At 59.6% G+C, this 15,560-nt stretch carries 12 protein-coding genes and 4 tRNA genes; 5 read left to right on the top strand and 11 right to left on the bottom strand.

Going from position 1 to position 15,560, the window contains the following annotated elements; translation table 11 throughout:
- The first annotated feature begins 270 nt into the window (after positions 1-270).
- On the top strand, positions 271-660 hold the full coding sequence (locus UB23_RS11170; protein WP_045059372.1) for an HvfA family oxazolone/thioamide-modified RiPP metallophore: 390 nt from the start codon (positions 271-273) through the stop codon (positions 658-660).
- A 134-nt stretch (positions 661-794) separates the two neighbouring features.
- On the opposite strand, the gene UB23_RS11165 is transcribed toward UB23_RS11170, so the two are convergent.
- The 7 genes from UB23_RS11165 to rluD all read right to left on the bottom strand — a co-directional run bounded on the left by UB23_RS11165 (position 795) and on the right by rluD (position 5,890).
- Positions 795-871, bottom strand: a tRNA-Pro gene (locus UB23_RS11165).
- A gap of 97 nt (positions 872-968) precedes the next feature.
- Positions 969-1,044, bottom strand: a tRNA-Lys gene (locus UB23_RS11160).
- A 5-nt stretch (positions 1,045-1,049) separates the two neighbouring features.
- A tRNA-Pro gene (locus UB23_RS11155) sits at positions 1,050-1,126 on the bottom strand.
- A gap of 9 nt (positions 1,127-1,135) precedes the next feature.
- A tRNA-Asn gene (locus UB23_RS11150) sits at positions 1,136-1,211 on the bottom strand.
- Positions 1,212-1,511: 300 nt separating this feature from the next.
- Positions 1,512-4,076, bottom strand: a complete 2,565-nt coding sequence (gene clpB, locus UB23_RS11145; protein ID WP_045059371.1) for an ATP-dependent chaperone ClpB — start codon at positions 4,074-4,076, stop codon at positions 1,512-1,514.
- Between the two features lie 129 nt (positions 4,077-4,205).
- A complete protein-coding gene (pgeF, locus tag UB23_RS11140; RefSeq protein ID WP_045059370.1) occupies positions 4,206-4,931 on the bottom strand; it encodes a peptidoglycan editing factor PgeF in 726 nt (241 codons plus the stop codon).
- The gene (rluD, locus tag UB23_RS11135) at positions 4,928-5,890 is read right to left on the bottom strand and encodes a 23S rRNA pseudouridine(1911/1915/1917) synthase RluD (RefSeq protein WP_007942311.1); all 963 of its coding nucleotides are present in this window, start codon (positions 5,888-5,890) and stop codon (positions 4,928-4,930) included. Before rluD ends, pgeF begins: the two co-directional genes overlap by 4 nt.
- A gap of 151 nt (positions 5,891-6,041) precedes the next feature.
- On the opposite strand from rluD, the gene UB23_RS11130 reads away from it, so the two are divergent.
- The 4 genes from UB23_RS11130 (at position 6,042) to UB23_RS11115 (ending at position 10,350) form a co-directional block, all read left to right on the top strand.
- Positions 6,042-7,064, top strand: coding sequence for an outer membrane protein assembly factor BamD (locus UB23_RS11130; RefSeq protein WP_045059369.1), 1,023 nt, complete (start codon positions 6,042-6,044; stop codon positions 7,062-7,064).
- A 130-nt stretch (positions 7,065-7,194) separates the two neighbouring features.
- Entirely contained in the window at positions 7,195-7,428 is a 234-nt protein-coding gene (locus tag UB23_RS11125; protein WP_045059368.1) for a PP0621 family protein, read from the top strand.
- Positions 7,418-9,007, top strand: a complete 1,590-nt coding sequence (locus tag UB23_RS11120; protein ID WP_045059367.1) for a sensor histidine kinase — start codon at positions 7,418-7,420, stop codon at positions 9,005-9,007. The genes UB23_RS11125 and UB23_RS11120 overlap by 11 nt, the downstream gene beginning before the upstream one ends.
- Before the next feature lie 2 nt (positions 9,008-9,009).
- Positions 9,010-10,350 (top strand): sigma-54-dependent transcriptional regulator, encoded by a 1,341-nt coding sequence (locus tag UB23_RS11115; RefSeq protein WP_045059366.1) that lies wholly within the window; start codon positions 9,010-9,012, stop codon positions 10,348-10,350.
- Between the two features lie 59 nt (positions 10,351-10,409).
- On the opposite strand, the gene thiO is transcribed toward UB23_RS11115, so the two are convergent.
- The 4 genes from thiO to UB23_RS11095 are packed head-to-tail and all read right to left on the bottom strand — an operon-like array spanning position 10,410 to position 15,553.
- Positions 10,410-11,510, bottom strand: a complete 1,101-nt coding sequence (gene thiO, locus UB23_RS11110) for a glycine oxidase ThiO (protein WP_045059365.1) — start codon at positions 11,508-11,510, stop codon at positions 10,410-10,412.
- 53 nt (positions 11,511-11,563) lie between these two features.
- Positions 11,564-11,968, bottom strand: coding sequence for a type IV pilin protein (locus UB23_RS11105; protein ID WP_045059364.1), 405 nt, complete (start codon positions 11,966-11,968; stop codon positions 11,564-11,566).
- A 14-nt stretch (positions 11,969-11,982) separates the two neighbouring features.
- Positions 11,983-15,084, bottom strand: a complete 3,102-nt coding sequence (locus tag UB23_RS11100) for a pilus assembly protein (protein WP_045059363.1) — start codon at positions 15,082-15,084, stop codon at positions 11,983-11,985.
- Entirely contained in the window at positions 15,071-15,553 is a 483-nt protein-coding gene (locus tag UB23_RS11095) for a pilus assembly PilX family protein (protein WP_045059362.1), read from the bottom strand. The genes UB23_RS11100 and UB23_RS11095 overlap by 14 nt, the downstream gene beginning before the upstream one ends.
- Between the last annotated feature and the right edge of the window lie 7 nt (positions 15,554-15,560).

Genomic DNA, 15,560 nt, shown 5'->3' with positions numbered 1-15,560 from the left:
TGTCGACCTTGAAATCCGGGTTCGACACTCAACTTGCGGGTGCGTGGCTTGCCCGCGATACAGGCGCCTCGGTATAACCTGCGAAAACATCCGTTTCACATTGTATCCCCCTCCCCGATTCAGCCCCTTCGCATACAAACTCCCCCTTGCACGACACAGTAGCGATACACCCAACCCGCTAAATGGCCACACCCGGGCAAGGCATCCTGCCTGCTCCGGTGATCAGACCCTTTATCGAGCGGTTGTGTCGTGCAACCCAGGAGAATTGAAATGTCCCGTACCTCTAACACCTTTGGCTTGCTCGGCGCGGTTCTGGCCGGTGGCATGATGCTGTCTGGCTCGGTGTTCGCCTCCCAGCCCCTGGCCCAGGGATATCTGCTGGCGTCGGCTGAGCAGGTGGTGAAAACCCCGGAAGGCAAATGTGGCGAAGGCAAATGCGGTGATGAGTCCATGGCCCAGACTGATACCGATGGGGACGGCAAAGTATCCCGTGCGGAATTCCTGAAAGTGGCCCCCAAGGCTGATTTCGACAAGATCGACACCAACCATGACGGCCAGATCGACGAGCAGGAAGCCTTTGATAACGTAAAGGCCAACTACGAAGCCAATGGCAAGAAAATGCCCAAAGGATTGTTCGAACATCTCAAGGACAACAGCTGAGTCCTGAAGCAGCGAACCTGCGCCCCGCTTCTCCCCAGCGCAAAAGCGGGGCCTTTTTTGCAGGCGCTTTTTGCCCGGCAATTATCAGCAGACAAAAAAAATCCCCGTATCTTTCGATACGAGGATTTTTAATATGGTCGGGGTAAGGGGATTCGAACTCCTGACATCCTGCTCCCAAAGCAGGCGCGCTACCGGACTGCGCTATACCCCGGTAAAAAAAAGGCGACCTTTCAAAGATCGCCTTCTTCGATCAGCGCTTTTGGCCTCTGATCTTAAGATTCGATCCCAGTTTTAACTGGTTTCAAAAATGGTGGGTCGTGTGGGATTCGAACCTACGACCAATTGGTTAAAAGCCAACTGCTCTACCAACTGAGCTAACGACCCAAAAATGGTCGGGGTAAGGGGATTCGAACTCCTGACATCCTGCTCCCAAAGCAGGCGCGCTACCGGACTGCGCTATACCCCGGTTTGAAATTGGCTCCGTGACCAGGACTCGAACCTGGGACCCAATGATTAACAGTCATTTGCTCTACCGACTGAGCTATCACGGAACTACATATTTCAATTACAACATTTGAAGCTTTTACTGCGTCTCTTCGACCCGTTCGCATCGCTGCGTTCGTGTGTCTGAGGCGCGCTATTCTACAATCTTAAGCACCTCTGTCAACCCCCTAATTTGCATTCAAGTTAATGATTTGCAACTTATTTCAGATTCCTGCTTGGGGAGCAGAAACCCTGGCGGGTGACTTGCTGCGGGGCGCACTTTACAAGCCTTTTCCTTTGAGTTCAACAGCCTAACGAAAAAAAGGCCTCGCAAAGCGAGGCCTCCCAGGTTTTGTTGCCATCGTGGCTCAGACAAACACGATTTCGTCGTTCTCCACGACACCTTTGGCAGTGTCACCAGCCATGAACCGACCCGACAGGATCAACTGTGCCAGCGGGTTCTCGATCCAGCGCTGGATGGCGCGTTTAAGCGGCCGCGCACCATATACCGGGTCGTAACCGACAGCGATCAGCTTGTCCATCGCCTCCGGGCTGAGTTCGAGCTTCAGCTCCCGTTCGGTCAGGCGGCTGCGCAGACGACTCAACTGGATCTCGGTAATACCGGCGATCTGATCGCGAGCCAATGGCTCGAAAATCACCACTTCGTCGACCCGGTTGATGAACTCAGGCCGGAAGTGCGTGGAAATCGCATCCATCACCGCCGCGCGCTGCGCCTCACGATCGCCCACCAGTTCCTGGATCTGCACCGACCCAAGGTTCGAGGTCATGACGATCACAGTGTTCTTGAAGTCCACCGTGCGCCCATGACTGTCGGTCAGGCGGCCGTCTTCCAGCACTTGCAGCAGGATGTTGAATACATCCGGGTGGGCCTTCTCGACCTCATCCAGGAGGATCACCGAATAAGGCTTGCGACGCACCGCCTCGGTCAGGTAACCGCCCTCTTCATAGCCTACGTACCCTGGTGGCGCACCAATCAGCCGGGCCACGGAATGTTTCTCCATGAATTCGGACATATCGATCCGCACCATCGCCTCTTCCGTATCGAAGAGAAACTCGGCCAGCGCCTTGCACAGCTCGGTTTTACCCACGCCGGTCGGGCCGAGGAACATGAACGAGCCGCTCGGACGGTTCGGATCGGACAAGCCGGCCCGCGAACGCCGCACTGCGTTGGATACGGCAATCACCGCTTCGTCCTGGCCGATGACACGCTGGTGCAACAGGCTTTCCATCTTCATCAGCTTGTCGCGCTCGCCTTCGAGCATCTTCGACACGGGGATGCCGGTCCACTTGGACACCACTTCGGCAATCTCCTCCTCAGTGACCTTGCTGCGCAGTAACTGATTTTCGGTTTTGCCGTGCTGGTCGACCATTTGCAGGCTGCGCTCCAGGTCCGGGATCACCCCATACTGCAACTCGGCCATGCGGTTCAGGTCGCCCTTGCGACGGGCTGCTTCCAGCTCCTGACGGGACTGCTCGATTTTCTGCTGGATCTGCGCAGACCCCTGGACTTCGGCTTTCTCCGCGTTCCAGATCTCCTCGAGGTCCGAATACTCACGCTCGAGACGGGCGATTTCTTCCTGGAGTTTTTGCAGGCGCTTCTTCGCCGCGTCGTCGCTCTCTTTCTTCAGCGCCTGGGATTCCACCTTCAGCTGAATCAGACGGCGCTCCAGACGGTCGAGCACTTCCGGCTTGGAGTCGATCTCCATGCGGATGCGGCTGGCGGCCTCGTCGATCAGGTCGATGGCCTTGTCCGGCAACTGACGGTCGGTAATGTAACGGTGACTGAGCTTGGCTGCCGCGATGATCGCGCCATCGGTGATCGCCACCCTGTGGTGAACTTCGTAACGCTCCTTGAGGCCACGCAGAATCGCGATGGTGTCTTCTTCGCTCGGCTCATCCACCAGTACTTTCTGGAAGCGTCGCTCGAGGGCCGCGTCCTTCTCTATATATTGACGGTACTCATTGAGCGTAGTGGCGCCCACGCAGTGCAGTTCACCGCGCGCCAGAGCCGGCTTGAGCATGTTGCCAGCATCCATCGAGCCTTCGCCCTTGCCGGCGCCGACCATGGTGTGCAGTTCGTCGATGAACAGAATGATCTGCCCTTCCTGCTTCGACAGCTCGTTCAGCAAAGACTTGAGGCGCTCTTCGAACTCACCGCGATACTTCGCACCCGCGATCAGCGCACCCATGTCCAGGGACAGCAGGCGCTTGCCCTTGAGGCCGTCCGGCACTTCACCATTGATGATGCGCTGGGCCAGACCCTCGGCGATCGCGGTTTTACCCACACCCGGCTCACCGATCAGTACCGGGTTGTTTTTTGTACGACGCTGCAGCACCTGGATCGTCCGGCGAATCTCGTCGTCACGGCCGATGACCGGGTCGAGCTTGCCGTCTTCGGCGCGCTTGGTCAGGTCGACGGTGTATTTATCCAGCGCCTGGCGCGACTCTTCGTGGTTGGCGTCATTGACGGCATCGCCCCCACGCAGGTTGTTGATGGCATTTTCCAGGGCCTTTTTGCTCACGCCCTGCCCCAGCAACAATTTGCCGAGCTTGTTGTTTTCGTCCATCGCGGCAAGCAGTACCAGCTCGCTGGAAATGAACTGGTCGCCCTTCTGCTGGGCCAGGCGATCGGCCTGGTTAAGCAGGCGCGCCAGGTCCTGCGACATGTTGACGTCGCCGGTTGGGTTCTGGATTTTCGGCAGCTGGTCGAGCTCTTTGGTCAGCTCTTTTCGCAGGCTGTTGACGTCAAAGCCCACCTGCATCAGCAGCGGCTTGATCGACCCACCCTGCTGTTCGAGCATGGCCTGCATGAGATGCGCAGGTTCAATGCCCGAATGATCAAGGCCGACGGCCAGGGATTGGGCGTCGGACAGGGCTAACTGTAATTTGCTGGTTAAACGGTCTATACGCATAAGTCACCTTCCTTTTGAGCAGGCCGGACCTATAAACATCCTGAATGAAGAAACCTGCCAGATACCCCATTAGATGTGGTCGATTCTGGGAGATTCAAGCGTCGTGAGGTTGACGCAGGTCAGGGAAGTCTAGCGGTTAAGCCAAATAAGGGAGGCAAATCTTCCCGTGCGCGGGTTGCGACGGTAGGAAAAGAAACGCGGATCGGTCACGGTACAGAAACCGCCACCGTAAACAGCCGTGACACCGTGAACGGCCAGGCGCAAACGCGCGAGCTGATAGATGTCGGCCATGAATTTGCCGGCACTGACGCCTGGCGTGAAGGCAACGGCTGCTTCAGGCAACTGCGCCACGAAGGTTTCGCGTACCTCCGTCCCCACTTCGAAGGCCTGTGGGCCTATCGCTGGGCCGAGCCAGACCAGCACTTCTGCTGCCGGCAGCGCCAGGGTATCAAGCGTGGCTTCCAGCACTCCCGCCGCCAACCCGCGCCAACCGGCGTGAGCCGCCGCCACGCGAGTGCCCGCACGGTCGCAGAACAGCACCGGCAGGCAATCGGCCGTCATCGCCGCGCAGGCAATGCCGGGGGTTGCCGTCCAGCTGGCATCGGCCGTAGCGACCGTGCCCGGGTCAGCGTGAGACACGGCAATGCCATGCACCTGCTGCAACCAGGCTGGCTGAATAGCGAAATGTTCAGTGAGACGTCGGCGATTCTCGGCAACAGCCAGGGGGCTGTCGTCGACATGATCGCCCAGGTTGAGGCTGTCGAACGGCGCCAGACTGACGCCGCCCGCTCGGGTGGTAACACAGGCTTTCACCCCGGCAGGCGCAGGCCAGTCGGGAATCAGCCAGTCACTCATCCGATGAACGCCTCGCGGTCTTGCTTGAGCAGGGTCAGCAACCAGACGAAATCGTCCGGCAGTGGCGATTCCCAGCTCATGCGCTTACCGGTCGTCGGATGATCCAGCTCCAGGAACCGCGCGTGCAGAGCCTGGCGCGGAAACGCCTTCAGCGACTCGACCATGGTCACACTGGCTGCCGGCGGGATACGGAAGCGTCCGCCGTAGGCGGGGTCTCCAACCAACGGGTAGTTGATGTGGGCCATGTGCACACGAATCTGGTGAGTACGCCCGGTTTCCAGCTTGACCCGCACATGCGTGTGGGAGCGGAAACGCTCAAGCACGCGGTAATGGCTGACGGCTTGCTTGCCCCCTTCCATCACGGCCATGCGCTGGCGTTGCTGGCCGTGACGACCGATCGGCGCGTTGATCTTGCCGCCGGCGGTGACCACACCAATCACGATGCACTCGTAGATCCGGCTGACGCTGCGGCTTTGCAGCTGGGTGACCAGCTGGGTCTGCGCCTGAATGGTCTTGGCCACCACCATCAGACCGGTGGTGTCCTTGTCCAGGCGATGCACGATACCGGCGCGGGGCACATTGATGATGTCCGGCACGTGGTGCAGCAAGGCGTTGAGCAAAGTGCCGTCAGCGTGACCGGCAGCCGGATGCACCACCAGGCCCGCAGGCTTGTTGATCACCAGGATGTCGTCATCTTCATAGACGATGTCCAGCTCGATGTCCTGAGCGATCCATTCGCCCTGAGCTTCCTGCTCGGCAGTCAGTTCAAGAATGGCGCCACCGTGAACGATGTCTCGCGGGCGGATAACCGCCCCATCCACAGTCAGGCGGCCGTCTTTGATCCAGGCGGAAAGGCGCGAGCGCGAGTGCTCAGCGAATAATTGTGCGGCGACTTGATCGAGGCGTTGGCCGCCCAATTCGGACGGCACCTCTGCGCGAAGTTCAATTTTATCGGACATGCTCAGACTAGGCGTCGGCACAGCTTTTGGTTTCGGCTGCGCGCTTGTGGTTAAATACGGCGTCTTTTGCCCCGAGGCTATGCAACGGGGCGCTCATCATAACAGGACGGCCCCGCCCAAGACAGCGGCCGTCATAGGGACGCAAGCCGCCATGCAAGTGAAACACCTGCTGCTGATCGCCATCCTCGCATTGACCGCTGCTTGCTCATCGAAGGAAGTCGTAGACGAAAACCTGAGCGAGGCCGAGCTGTACCAGCAGGCTCAGCACGATCTGGACAACAATAGCTACACCGCCGCCACAGCCAAGCTGAAGGCGCTGGAGTCGCGTTATCCGTTCGGTCGCTACGCCGATCAGGCTCAACTCGAGCTCATCTACGCCAACTACAAGAACACCGAGCCTGAGGCTGCGAAATCCGCCGCCGAGCGCTTCATTCGCCTGCATCCGCAGCATCCGAATGTCGATTACGCCTATTACCTCAAGGGTCTGACGTCTTTCGATCAGGACGTCGGCCTGCTGTCGCGTTTCCTGCCGCTGGACATGACCAAGCGTGACCCGGGCGCTGCCCGCGACTCCTACAACGAGTTCGCCCAGCTGACCAGCCGCTTCCCGAACAGCCGTTATTCGCCTGACGCCAAGCAGCGCATGATCTACTTGCGCAACCTGCTGGCCGCTTACGAAATCCACGTGGCCGACTACTACCTGACGCGCCAGGCTTACGTAGCCGCTGCCAACCGTGGCCGCTATGTAGTGGAAAACTTCCAGGAAACCCCGTCGGTCGGCGACGGCCTGGCGGTAATGGTCGAATCCTACCAGCGCCTGCATCTGGACGAGTTGGCCAACACCAGCCTGGAAACCCTGAAGCTCAACTACCCGAACCACCCAAGCCTGGAAGACGGTCAGTTCAAGCCTTCGGTGGACGAAGCGGACAACCGCTCGTGGCTGAGCAAGGCAACTTTGGGCCTGATCGAATCCCGCCCGCCTCTGCCACCGGGTGAAACCCGCGCCAACCAGGACGTGCAGAAGCAGTTCCAGGATGCCAAGGATGCAATCCCGAGCGATCTCAAGCCCAGAGATGAAAACGGCGACGTGATCGAGGAAGAAGAACAGGAGTCGGAAGGCAACAATGACGACCGTTCCTGGTTCAGCTACATGACCCTCGGCGTGTTCGACTGACATCTGCAGGCTCTGCAGGAGCGAGCTTGCTCGCTCCTGCAATAGAGAAGCGTCTCGCAGCGTTATATCGCTGTGCGCTGATCAGCTCCTTGGCTAAACTGCTCCATCACTCGCCATAAAGCAGCTCAACATGCTTCGTTTATTGTTCTGGATCGCCCTGATTGCCGCCGCCATCTGGTTGTGGCGCAAGTTCAAGGGCCAGGCGGCAGCGCCTCGCTCGCCTGCCGAGCGGGAAGCGGCCCCCATGGTTTGTTGCGCTCATTGCGGCGTGCACCTGCCCCGGGAGCGAGCCCTGAGCCTTCAACAGCAATGGTATTGCAGCCAGGCTCACCTAGAGCAAGGCCCGGGTTCCAGTGACCGCTGAGACCACCCGTCCCGGCCACAAACAAGCCCAGCGACTGCTGCGTCTCTATCATCTCTACCGCCTGAGCGTCGGCATCACCCTGGTGCTGCTGATTTCCAGCAACATGGACAGCCAGCTGCTTTCGCTCGCCAATGGCGAGCTGCTGCGCAGTGGCAGCTGGCTGTACCTGGTATTGAACATTCTGCTGGTAGTGTTCCTGGAGAACACCCGGCGCCCTGGCCAGCTTCTCACCCTGGCACTGGTCGACGTGCTGCTGTTGTGCGCGCTGTTCTACGCCGCCGGTGGCGTGCACAGTGCGATCGGCAACCTGCTGATTGTCTCTGTGGCCATCAGCAATACCCTGTTGCGACGACGCATCGGCCTGCTGATCGCCGCCATCGGCGCGCTCGGCATCGTAGGGTCCGGCTTCCTGCTGAGTTTCAGCCAAACCACCAGCCCCAACGATAACTTGCAGGTCGGCACGCTGGGGGCGCTTTGCTTTGCGGCAGCATTGCTGGTGCAAGGCCTGATCCGTCGCCTGGAGGTCAGCGAAACCCTGGCCGAACAGCGTGCCAGCGAAGTGGTGGGGCTTGAGGCTCTCAACTCGCTGATTCTGCAGCGCATGCGTACCGGTATTCTGGTGGTCGACGATTTACGGCGCATTCAACTGGCCAACCACAGCGCGCTGAAACTTCTGGACCATGGCGCGCTTGAAGGGCGCTCGCTCGACCAGGACTTTCCAGAACTGGTCGAACGCCTGCAACTATGGCTAAACAACCCGACATTGCGTCCCCAGAGCCTGAGAATCGACAGCAATGGCCTGGAGCTGCAGCCCAGTTTCATTGCCCTTGAACGAAGTCCAAGGCAGCAAACCCTTATATTCCTTGAAGACCTGGCGCAGATCGCCCAACAGGCCCAGCAACTCAAACTTGTCGCGCTGGGGCGTCTTACCGCGAGCATCTCCCATGAAATTCGCAATCCACTGGGCGCCATCAGTCACGCCGCCCAGCTATTACAGGAATCCGAGGAACTGAACAGCGCCGATCGGCGTCTGACGCAGATCATTCAAGATCACTCCCAGCGGATGAACCGGGTCATCGAAAACGTCCTGCAATTGTCCCGGCGCCAACAAACAGTACCCCAGCGGCTCGATCTGAAGCCTTGGCTTGAGCAGTTTGTCGCTGAAGCCCGCGAGGCCGCGACAGAAACCCGGCAGCTTCATCTGAGCATTGCACCGGGAGACTTCAGGACCTTGATGGATCCCAATCAGCTGACCCAGATTCTCGACAATTTGTTGCGCAATGCCTGGCGCCACAGCGCCCAGATAAATGCCCAGGCGCAGGTCTGGCTGGAGTTGTTCCTGGACCCGCACAGTCAGCTGCCGACCCTGGAGGTCCGCGACAACGGCCCCGGGGTCCCGGCACCAGCCCAGGCTCATCTGTTCGAACCTTTCTTCACAACGAGCCCCCAAGGCACAGGCCTGGGGCTTTATCTGTCCCGTGAGCTATGCGAAAGCAACCAGGCCCGCCTAGACTTCAAACCACGCCAAGGCGGCGGCTGCTTTCGCATCACCTTTGCTCACGGACGGAAACAAAGTTGAACATGAGCCCACTGCAAAAAATTCTGATCGTCGACGATGAACCGGATATCCGCGAACTCCTGGAAATCACCCTGGGCAGGATGAAGCTCGACACCTTCAGTGCCCGCGACCTTGGCGAAGCCCAGGCCTTGCTGGCGCGGGAAACCTTCGACCTGTGCCTGACCGACATGCGCCTGCCGGACGGCACGGGGCTGGAGCTGGTGCAATACATCCAGCAACGTTATCCACAGCTGCCAGTGGCCATGATCACGGCGTATGGCAGCCTGGAAACGGCCATCAACGCGCTCAAGGCCGGTGCTTTCGACTTCCTGACCAAGCCGGTCGACCTGACCCGTCTGCGTGAGCTGGTCACCACCGCGCTGCGCCTGTCACCCGTGGGTGGCACCGCGATTTCAATCGAACGCCGGTTGCTGGGTGAGTCCCTGCCCATGCGCAACCTGCGCAAACACATCGACAAACTGGCACGCAGCCAGGCCCCGGTGTACATCAGCGGTGAATCCGGCAGTGGCAAGGAACTGGTCGCTCGACTGATCCACGAACAAGGCCCGCGCGCCAACCAGCCATTCGTTCCGGTGAACTGCGGGGCGATTCCGTCCGAGTTGATGGAAAGCGAGTTTTTCGGGCATCGCAAAGGCAGCTTCAGTGGCGCCATCGACGACAAACCCGGACTGTTCCAGGCCGCCAATGGCGGCACCCTGTTTCTCGACGAAGTGGCTGACTTGCCGTTAGCCATGCAGGTCAAGCTGCTGCGGGCGATTCAGGAGAAAGCCGTGCGCAGCGTCGGCGGACAACAGGAAACCGTGGTGGATGTGCGAATTCTCTGCGCCACCCACAAGGACCTCGACGCCGAAGTTGCCGCTGAACGCTTTCGCCAGGACCTGTATTACCGCCTCAACGTGATCGAATTGCGGGTGCCAGCGCTGCGCGAACGTCGTGACGACATCGAATCCCTGGCGAGCCATATGCTCAAGCGACTGGCCAGCAACAGCGGCGAGCCAGCGGTGAAACTCCACCCCCACGCGCTGGAAGCCTTGAAGAACTATCGCTTTCCGGGCAACGTCAGGGAACTGGAGAATGTTCTTGAGCGCGCTTACACCTTATGCGAAAACCAGCAGATTGAGTCCAGCGACCTTCGGCTCATGGAGGGCAATTGCACAGCGGATGGAGACTTACCGGACCTGACGCAGATCGACAATCTGGAAGATTACCTGGAAAACGTGGAACGCAAACTCATCCTCCAGGCGCTGGAGGAAACCCGCTGGAACCGCACGGCAGCGGCTCAGCGGCTGAATCTGTCATTCCGCTCGATGCGCTACAGGCTCAAGAAATTGGGGCTGGATTAAAGCAGGAAGATCGCACTCCCCGTAGGAGCTGCCGCAGGCTGCGATCTTTTGATCGTCTGTCAGAGCCGCCCAGTTGGCGCATAGGGCGCCGGATCAATGATCGGCTCGCGCCCCAGCATCACATCCGCAAACAACTGACACGACGCCGGCGCCAGTACCAGGCCGTTGCGATAATGTCCGCAATTGAGCCACAGCCCCTCGAACCCGGGCACCTGGCCAATGTACGGAATACCCTCCGGTGAACCCGGACGCAATCCAGCCCAATGCCCGACGACTTCAGCGTCCGCCAATGCCGGAATCAACTCCACCGCTGAAGCTTTCAGGCTCTGCAGCGCGGTCTCGGTCGGCGTCTTGTCGAAGCCCTCGTGCTCCAGGGTACTGCCGATCAGAATATGCCCATCGCGGCGAGGAATCGCGTATCGCCCTTTGGCCAGCACCATGCTCGGCAAAAAATCGGCAGCGCATTTGTACAAAATCATCTGGCCTTTCACCGGCTCCACCGGCAGCTCAAGCCCGAGGGTCTTGAGCAGATCCCCGCTCCACGCCCCCGCAGTCAGTACCACCTGGTCAGCCGCAATCGCGCCCGCCGAAGTCCGCACGCCCACCACCTGCTCGCCTTCACGAATGAACTCGCGCACCTCGCACTGCTCATGAACAGTCACATTCGGCAATGCCAGCAACGCAGCCTTGAGGGACTTCACCAGCCGCGGATTGCGCACGTTGGCGACATCAGCCATGTAGATCGCCCGGGAAAACCCCGGCCCGAGCACAGGCACGGCATCATGAACCGCCGAGAGGTCCACCGCCCGCAGCGGCCGGTGTTCGCGTAGCGCCCAGGCCAGCGCTTCGGCTTCATCGTCCAGGTCCAGCCAGTACAGGCCGGTGGTGTGCACTTCGGGGTCCACACCAGTGGCCGCGAACAGGCGCGCGCCAAGTTGTGGATAAAAATCCTGTGACCAGTGCGCCAGCGCGGTAACCGCCGGGCTATAACGCCACGGGTACAGCGGCGAAACGATACCGCCACCGGCCCAGGACGCTTCCTGGCCGACATTTGATCGATCCAGCAGTACAACGCTTTGTACTTCAGAGGCGAGATTGAATGCCGTCAGCAGGCCAATCACTCCGCCGCCGACGATCACCACGTGCTGTTGCCTGGTCATGTTCTGATCCAACCATTAGATAGACAGGGGCACAAAACGCACCCGAAAAAAACTCAGCGCCCCCAGCAATCCTTGGTGGTCAGCCCGGCTGCGGCATTTTCCATGCCTCTGGCGCCGGTGTTGGTAATCGTGAAATCCCCACACTTGTCAGTGGCCATCGCCGAACCGACTTTCCGGGTGGCCGTCAGTTTGAAAGTCTGATCGGCCAGGGTGGGCACGATGGTGTAGTAGTCGTTGCCCGCGCTCAAGGTCGCGCCGGTGTACACACTGGTTTTCGAGTTGGAATAGAACCGCTCGAGTATCTGCGCCTGCTCGGAGAGCAAACCTGCCACTTCAGCCCGGCGGCCCTTTTTTACATATTCGGTCAGGCTCGGATAGCCAATGGTGATGACGATACCGATGATCGCAATCACGATCATGATCTCGATCAGGGTAAAACCGCGGTTCGATCTACGCATGCCTGCACTCTCGCTTACTGAATTTGTCGCCACATGATGCGCCGGCTGCCTCCGCCGGCCTTTTCAACCAACGAGGTTGGCGTTCCGCTGGAGTCGTTGACGATCTTGCGGGCGCCCCCGTTGACGATAGCGTTGAGCACCGGTATTCCGCCCGTGAACACCACGCCGCTGGAAATCGCATCCGTGCCGTCCACCAGCCCGTCACCGTTGGTGTCGAGCACAGCATAATTAAGCATCTTACCGTTGAACGCATCCAGTTCGACCAGTTTGCCGGTACCAAAACTGGCACAGGGGTCGGTGGTATCGACGCTGGCGGTGGTGAAGACGATCCGCCCCAGCACCAGGGCCGCCTGGTTGATCACTCGTTCACCGGTCAGCGCGCTGTTGTAGACCAGTGGCAGGTACCAGCCCTTCTCTGCCGGGTAGGTCACTTCCTCCTGGCTGGTGGTGATGAATTGTCCGGCGCTGCCCGAGAATACACTCTGCACCGATTGCTGCTGCAGATTGGCCGGGGTGAACTGTCCTGAACCACCGTCGGCGTCCCATACGGCGTAAAAGGCCTGCAGATCCTTGTTGGTCTTGTCTGCGGTCTCATTGAACTTGCCCGTGCCGAAAAATACCACTTTACCGCCCAGGGCATTGTCGGCCAGCAAGGGTTGCGCAGTGATGGGCTGCAACGTGCCGCCGGCGGTGGTAGCGGTAAACAAAGGCTTGCCGGCAAACGCCACGTTCCACGCATCGCTGCTGGTACTGCTGAGGTCAAACTTCCACAGCCGCCCCTTGAGGTCACCGCCATAAGCGGCCTGTACCACATTCTGCGAGTTGACCTTGAGCTTCACCGAGGACAGCCCGTTGTCATTTCCGGTGCTGTCGGCCACGATTTTCCTGATCAGCGAGCCGTTGCTGAGGTCGATGACGTACAACGCCGCAACCCCTGAGTTGCTCCCGTAACCGTTGGAGATAAACGCCGCCCAGCGGCCATCGTCCAGGCGCGCGACTTCAGGACGAGCGTAGGCATAACCCAGGTCATTAAAAGCATTTGCAGGGGTCGGCGTGGCCGGCGCACTGATCTCCCAGGCCGCCTTGGTCACGTTGCCCGCCGTAGCGTCGAACAGCTGCAGCCCGTAAAACGTCCTGCCGCCCGCCCCGGTTCCGCCCACGGCCATGGTTTTCCAGCCGGAGCCGATTTTGGCGTCGAACACGCCGACCTGGCCGTCTACCAGAAACTTGTGGCTGGTGCCGTTGATGTAGGTGGGATCGGCGATATACCGCAGCGACGGCAGGACGCTGGAGGGCATGTAGGCGTAACGCCGGCTGCCATTGCTGGCGTTACTCGTGGGGCTGGCGTTGATGACGCTGACAAAACCGTCGTTGCCGTTGACCACCAGGCTGGCAGTCATATTGGCAGCCTTATTGGCCAGGTAGGTGCTGTAGCTGCTATCACCGGCCAGGTCGGAAGCCGTTTTCTCCGTAGGCGAGGCCAGCACCAGCGGCGAGTTGATGATGTCGCCGAGCAAAGCGCTGCGTACCTTCAACCCGGCCTTGTTGATGCCTTTGCTCCACTCCACCAGATCGGTGCCCTTGATGGTGGTGGGCAGCCCCTGGTTCAGGACCGCCTGTTGCGCCGTCGAGAAGTTGTTGAACCCCAGGGTCACCGGCACATTGTCCTGGGTATTCCAGGACTGGTAAGTCGGTGCAGTCGCGCCGGGAACTATCGTCTTGTCCGTGCTCCACAGCAACGAGCCAGTATCCACCGCACCCGTGGCAGTGAAGCCAAAGGATTTGATAGTGCCGCGCCAGTCCTTGGGGTCGTAGCTGGTCTGGTAGTACGAAGAACCGATCCCGACCACCGCGCTGCTGGTGGTGCCGCTGCCACCCGAACCGGCCTTGGAGGTGATTTCGCTCAAGGCCGACGACAGCGCAGTGGTCAGGTCGGTGCTATCGGTGGCGAGGTAGTACTTGCCCTGGCCGTACCTTGCCGCGTCTTCCAGCATCTGGTTGGCCGTGGTAAATCCTACGGTGTAGGTGTTCATGTTCTGCCTGGGAAAATCTGCCGAATCCCAGGCTTTTTTCGCCAGATCAACCCCGGTGGAACGCATGTCGATATCAAAGGCGAACTTGGCGATGTCATCCAGAAACAGCGAATCACCCTCGTCGTCACCACCCAGCGGATTGTCACCATCATTGTTGATGCCGTCCCAGTTGGGCAGTCTTGGGCCGCCCTTGGCCGTGGCCTGGGGGTCGTCAGTGGGAAAGGTTCGGTCGAAGGTTGGCAAACCATCGGTGATCACCACACCGTAGTTTTTCTGGCACCGGTACTGGATCGGGCTGGTATAGGTCCTGGAGCCGTTGTAGTACGAACCCAGGCCGCGCATGTAGCGGGTGACTTCGTAGTAGGTTTCCGCCAATGGCGTGTTGGCGACAGCCCGCAAGGCGTCGATGGAATCGGTCAGCGCGTTGAATTTGGCATCCGTGGTCAGATCGTCGATGGGGACGGCGATGTAGCCGCCGTTACCCCGGTTGTTGCTGGTTACGGCGTTGAACGTCGCGAGGCCGATGCGTAGCGTGCGGTTGGCGGTAACCAGCGAAGTCGATACGCTGCGCGCCACGCTGATCCGTGATTCGATGGGAATGGGCGAGCTGGACGTGGAAAAATCCGTTCTCTGGCCGTTGGCCAGGCCTACAACGTAGGCGATGTAATTCGCCGAGTAGCGGGTATCGCCGTTGCCTGCGGGGTCTGGCAGTTTGATGCACAGTGGTGAAACGCTGTTGTTGTAAAACGAGGAGTAGCCGTTCGAACAGCCTGACGTGGATAGGCTCGACAGGAATATCGAATCCCCGGTGATGGCCGTCGAGGCGTAACACACCCCCAGGAACGTGTTGCACTCACGGGCCGGTGTGCGATTGATGTTCGGATCGAAAGCGGCGGCATAGATGATGTTGTTCATGCTCCCCGAGTTATCGATCAGCAACATCACGTTCGGCGCCACCGCGGCCGCACTCAGCAGGGGCGAGTCGGACGGGGTGAAGGCATAGGCCGGAGCCGCCAGGTAAAAACTCACCAGCATGCCGCAGAGTATCTGCCACCAGCCGGCGCGCCGCTCAGTACTTCGCATAGATGCTCTCCACCACACTGCGAATGTTGTCACCGACCACGGCCACGGCCGTGACGCGGTAAAGCGTTGCCGAGGTATTGCTCGGCACATTCACCGCATTCACTGTGGTTCCGATGTTCTGTACTCCGTAGAAGCCACTGCCGGCGGCGATCCAGGTCACTCCTGACGTCGTATTGAACCCGGCGCCAGTCATCAAGGTGGACTCTGCGGGCGGCGCACACTGGATGGTCCCACTGCACACGGCCAAGGTATAGGTGGACAGTTGCACCGCATTTTCGCCCATGCGTAATGCCGCTTCTGCATTCTGGAACGACTGATTGCGCAACGACACGCTGGTGGCCATTTTTTCCTGCAGGGTGGCGCTCTGCATCGAGGAAAGACCAATCAGCGTCAGCAGTAGCAGAAATACCAGGCTGACCAACAGCGCCATACCGCGCTGGGAGCGAGGAACCGCATCGGGAATACTCATCGGCCCC

This window comes from Pseudomonas sp. ES3-33 (assembly GCF_000952175.1).
Lineage (GTDB): Bacteria > Pseudomonadota > Gammaproteobacteria > Pseudomonadales > Pseudomonadaceae > Aquipseudomonas > Aquipseudomonas gregormendelii.
This window is presented reverse-complemented; position numbering and strand designations above follow the sequence as displayed.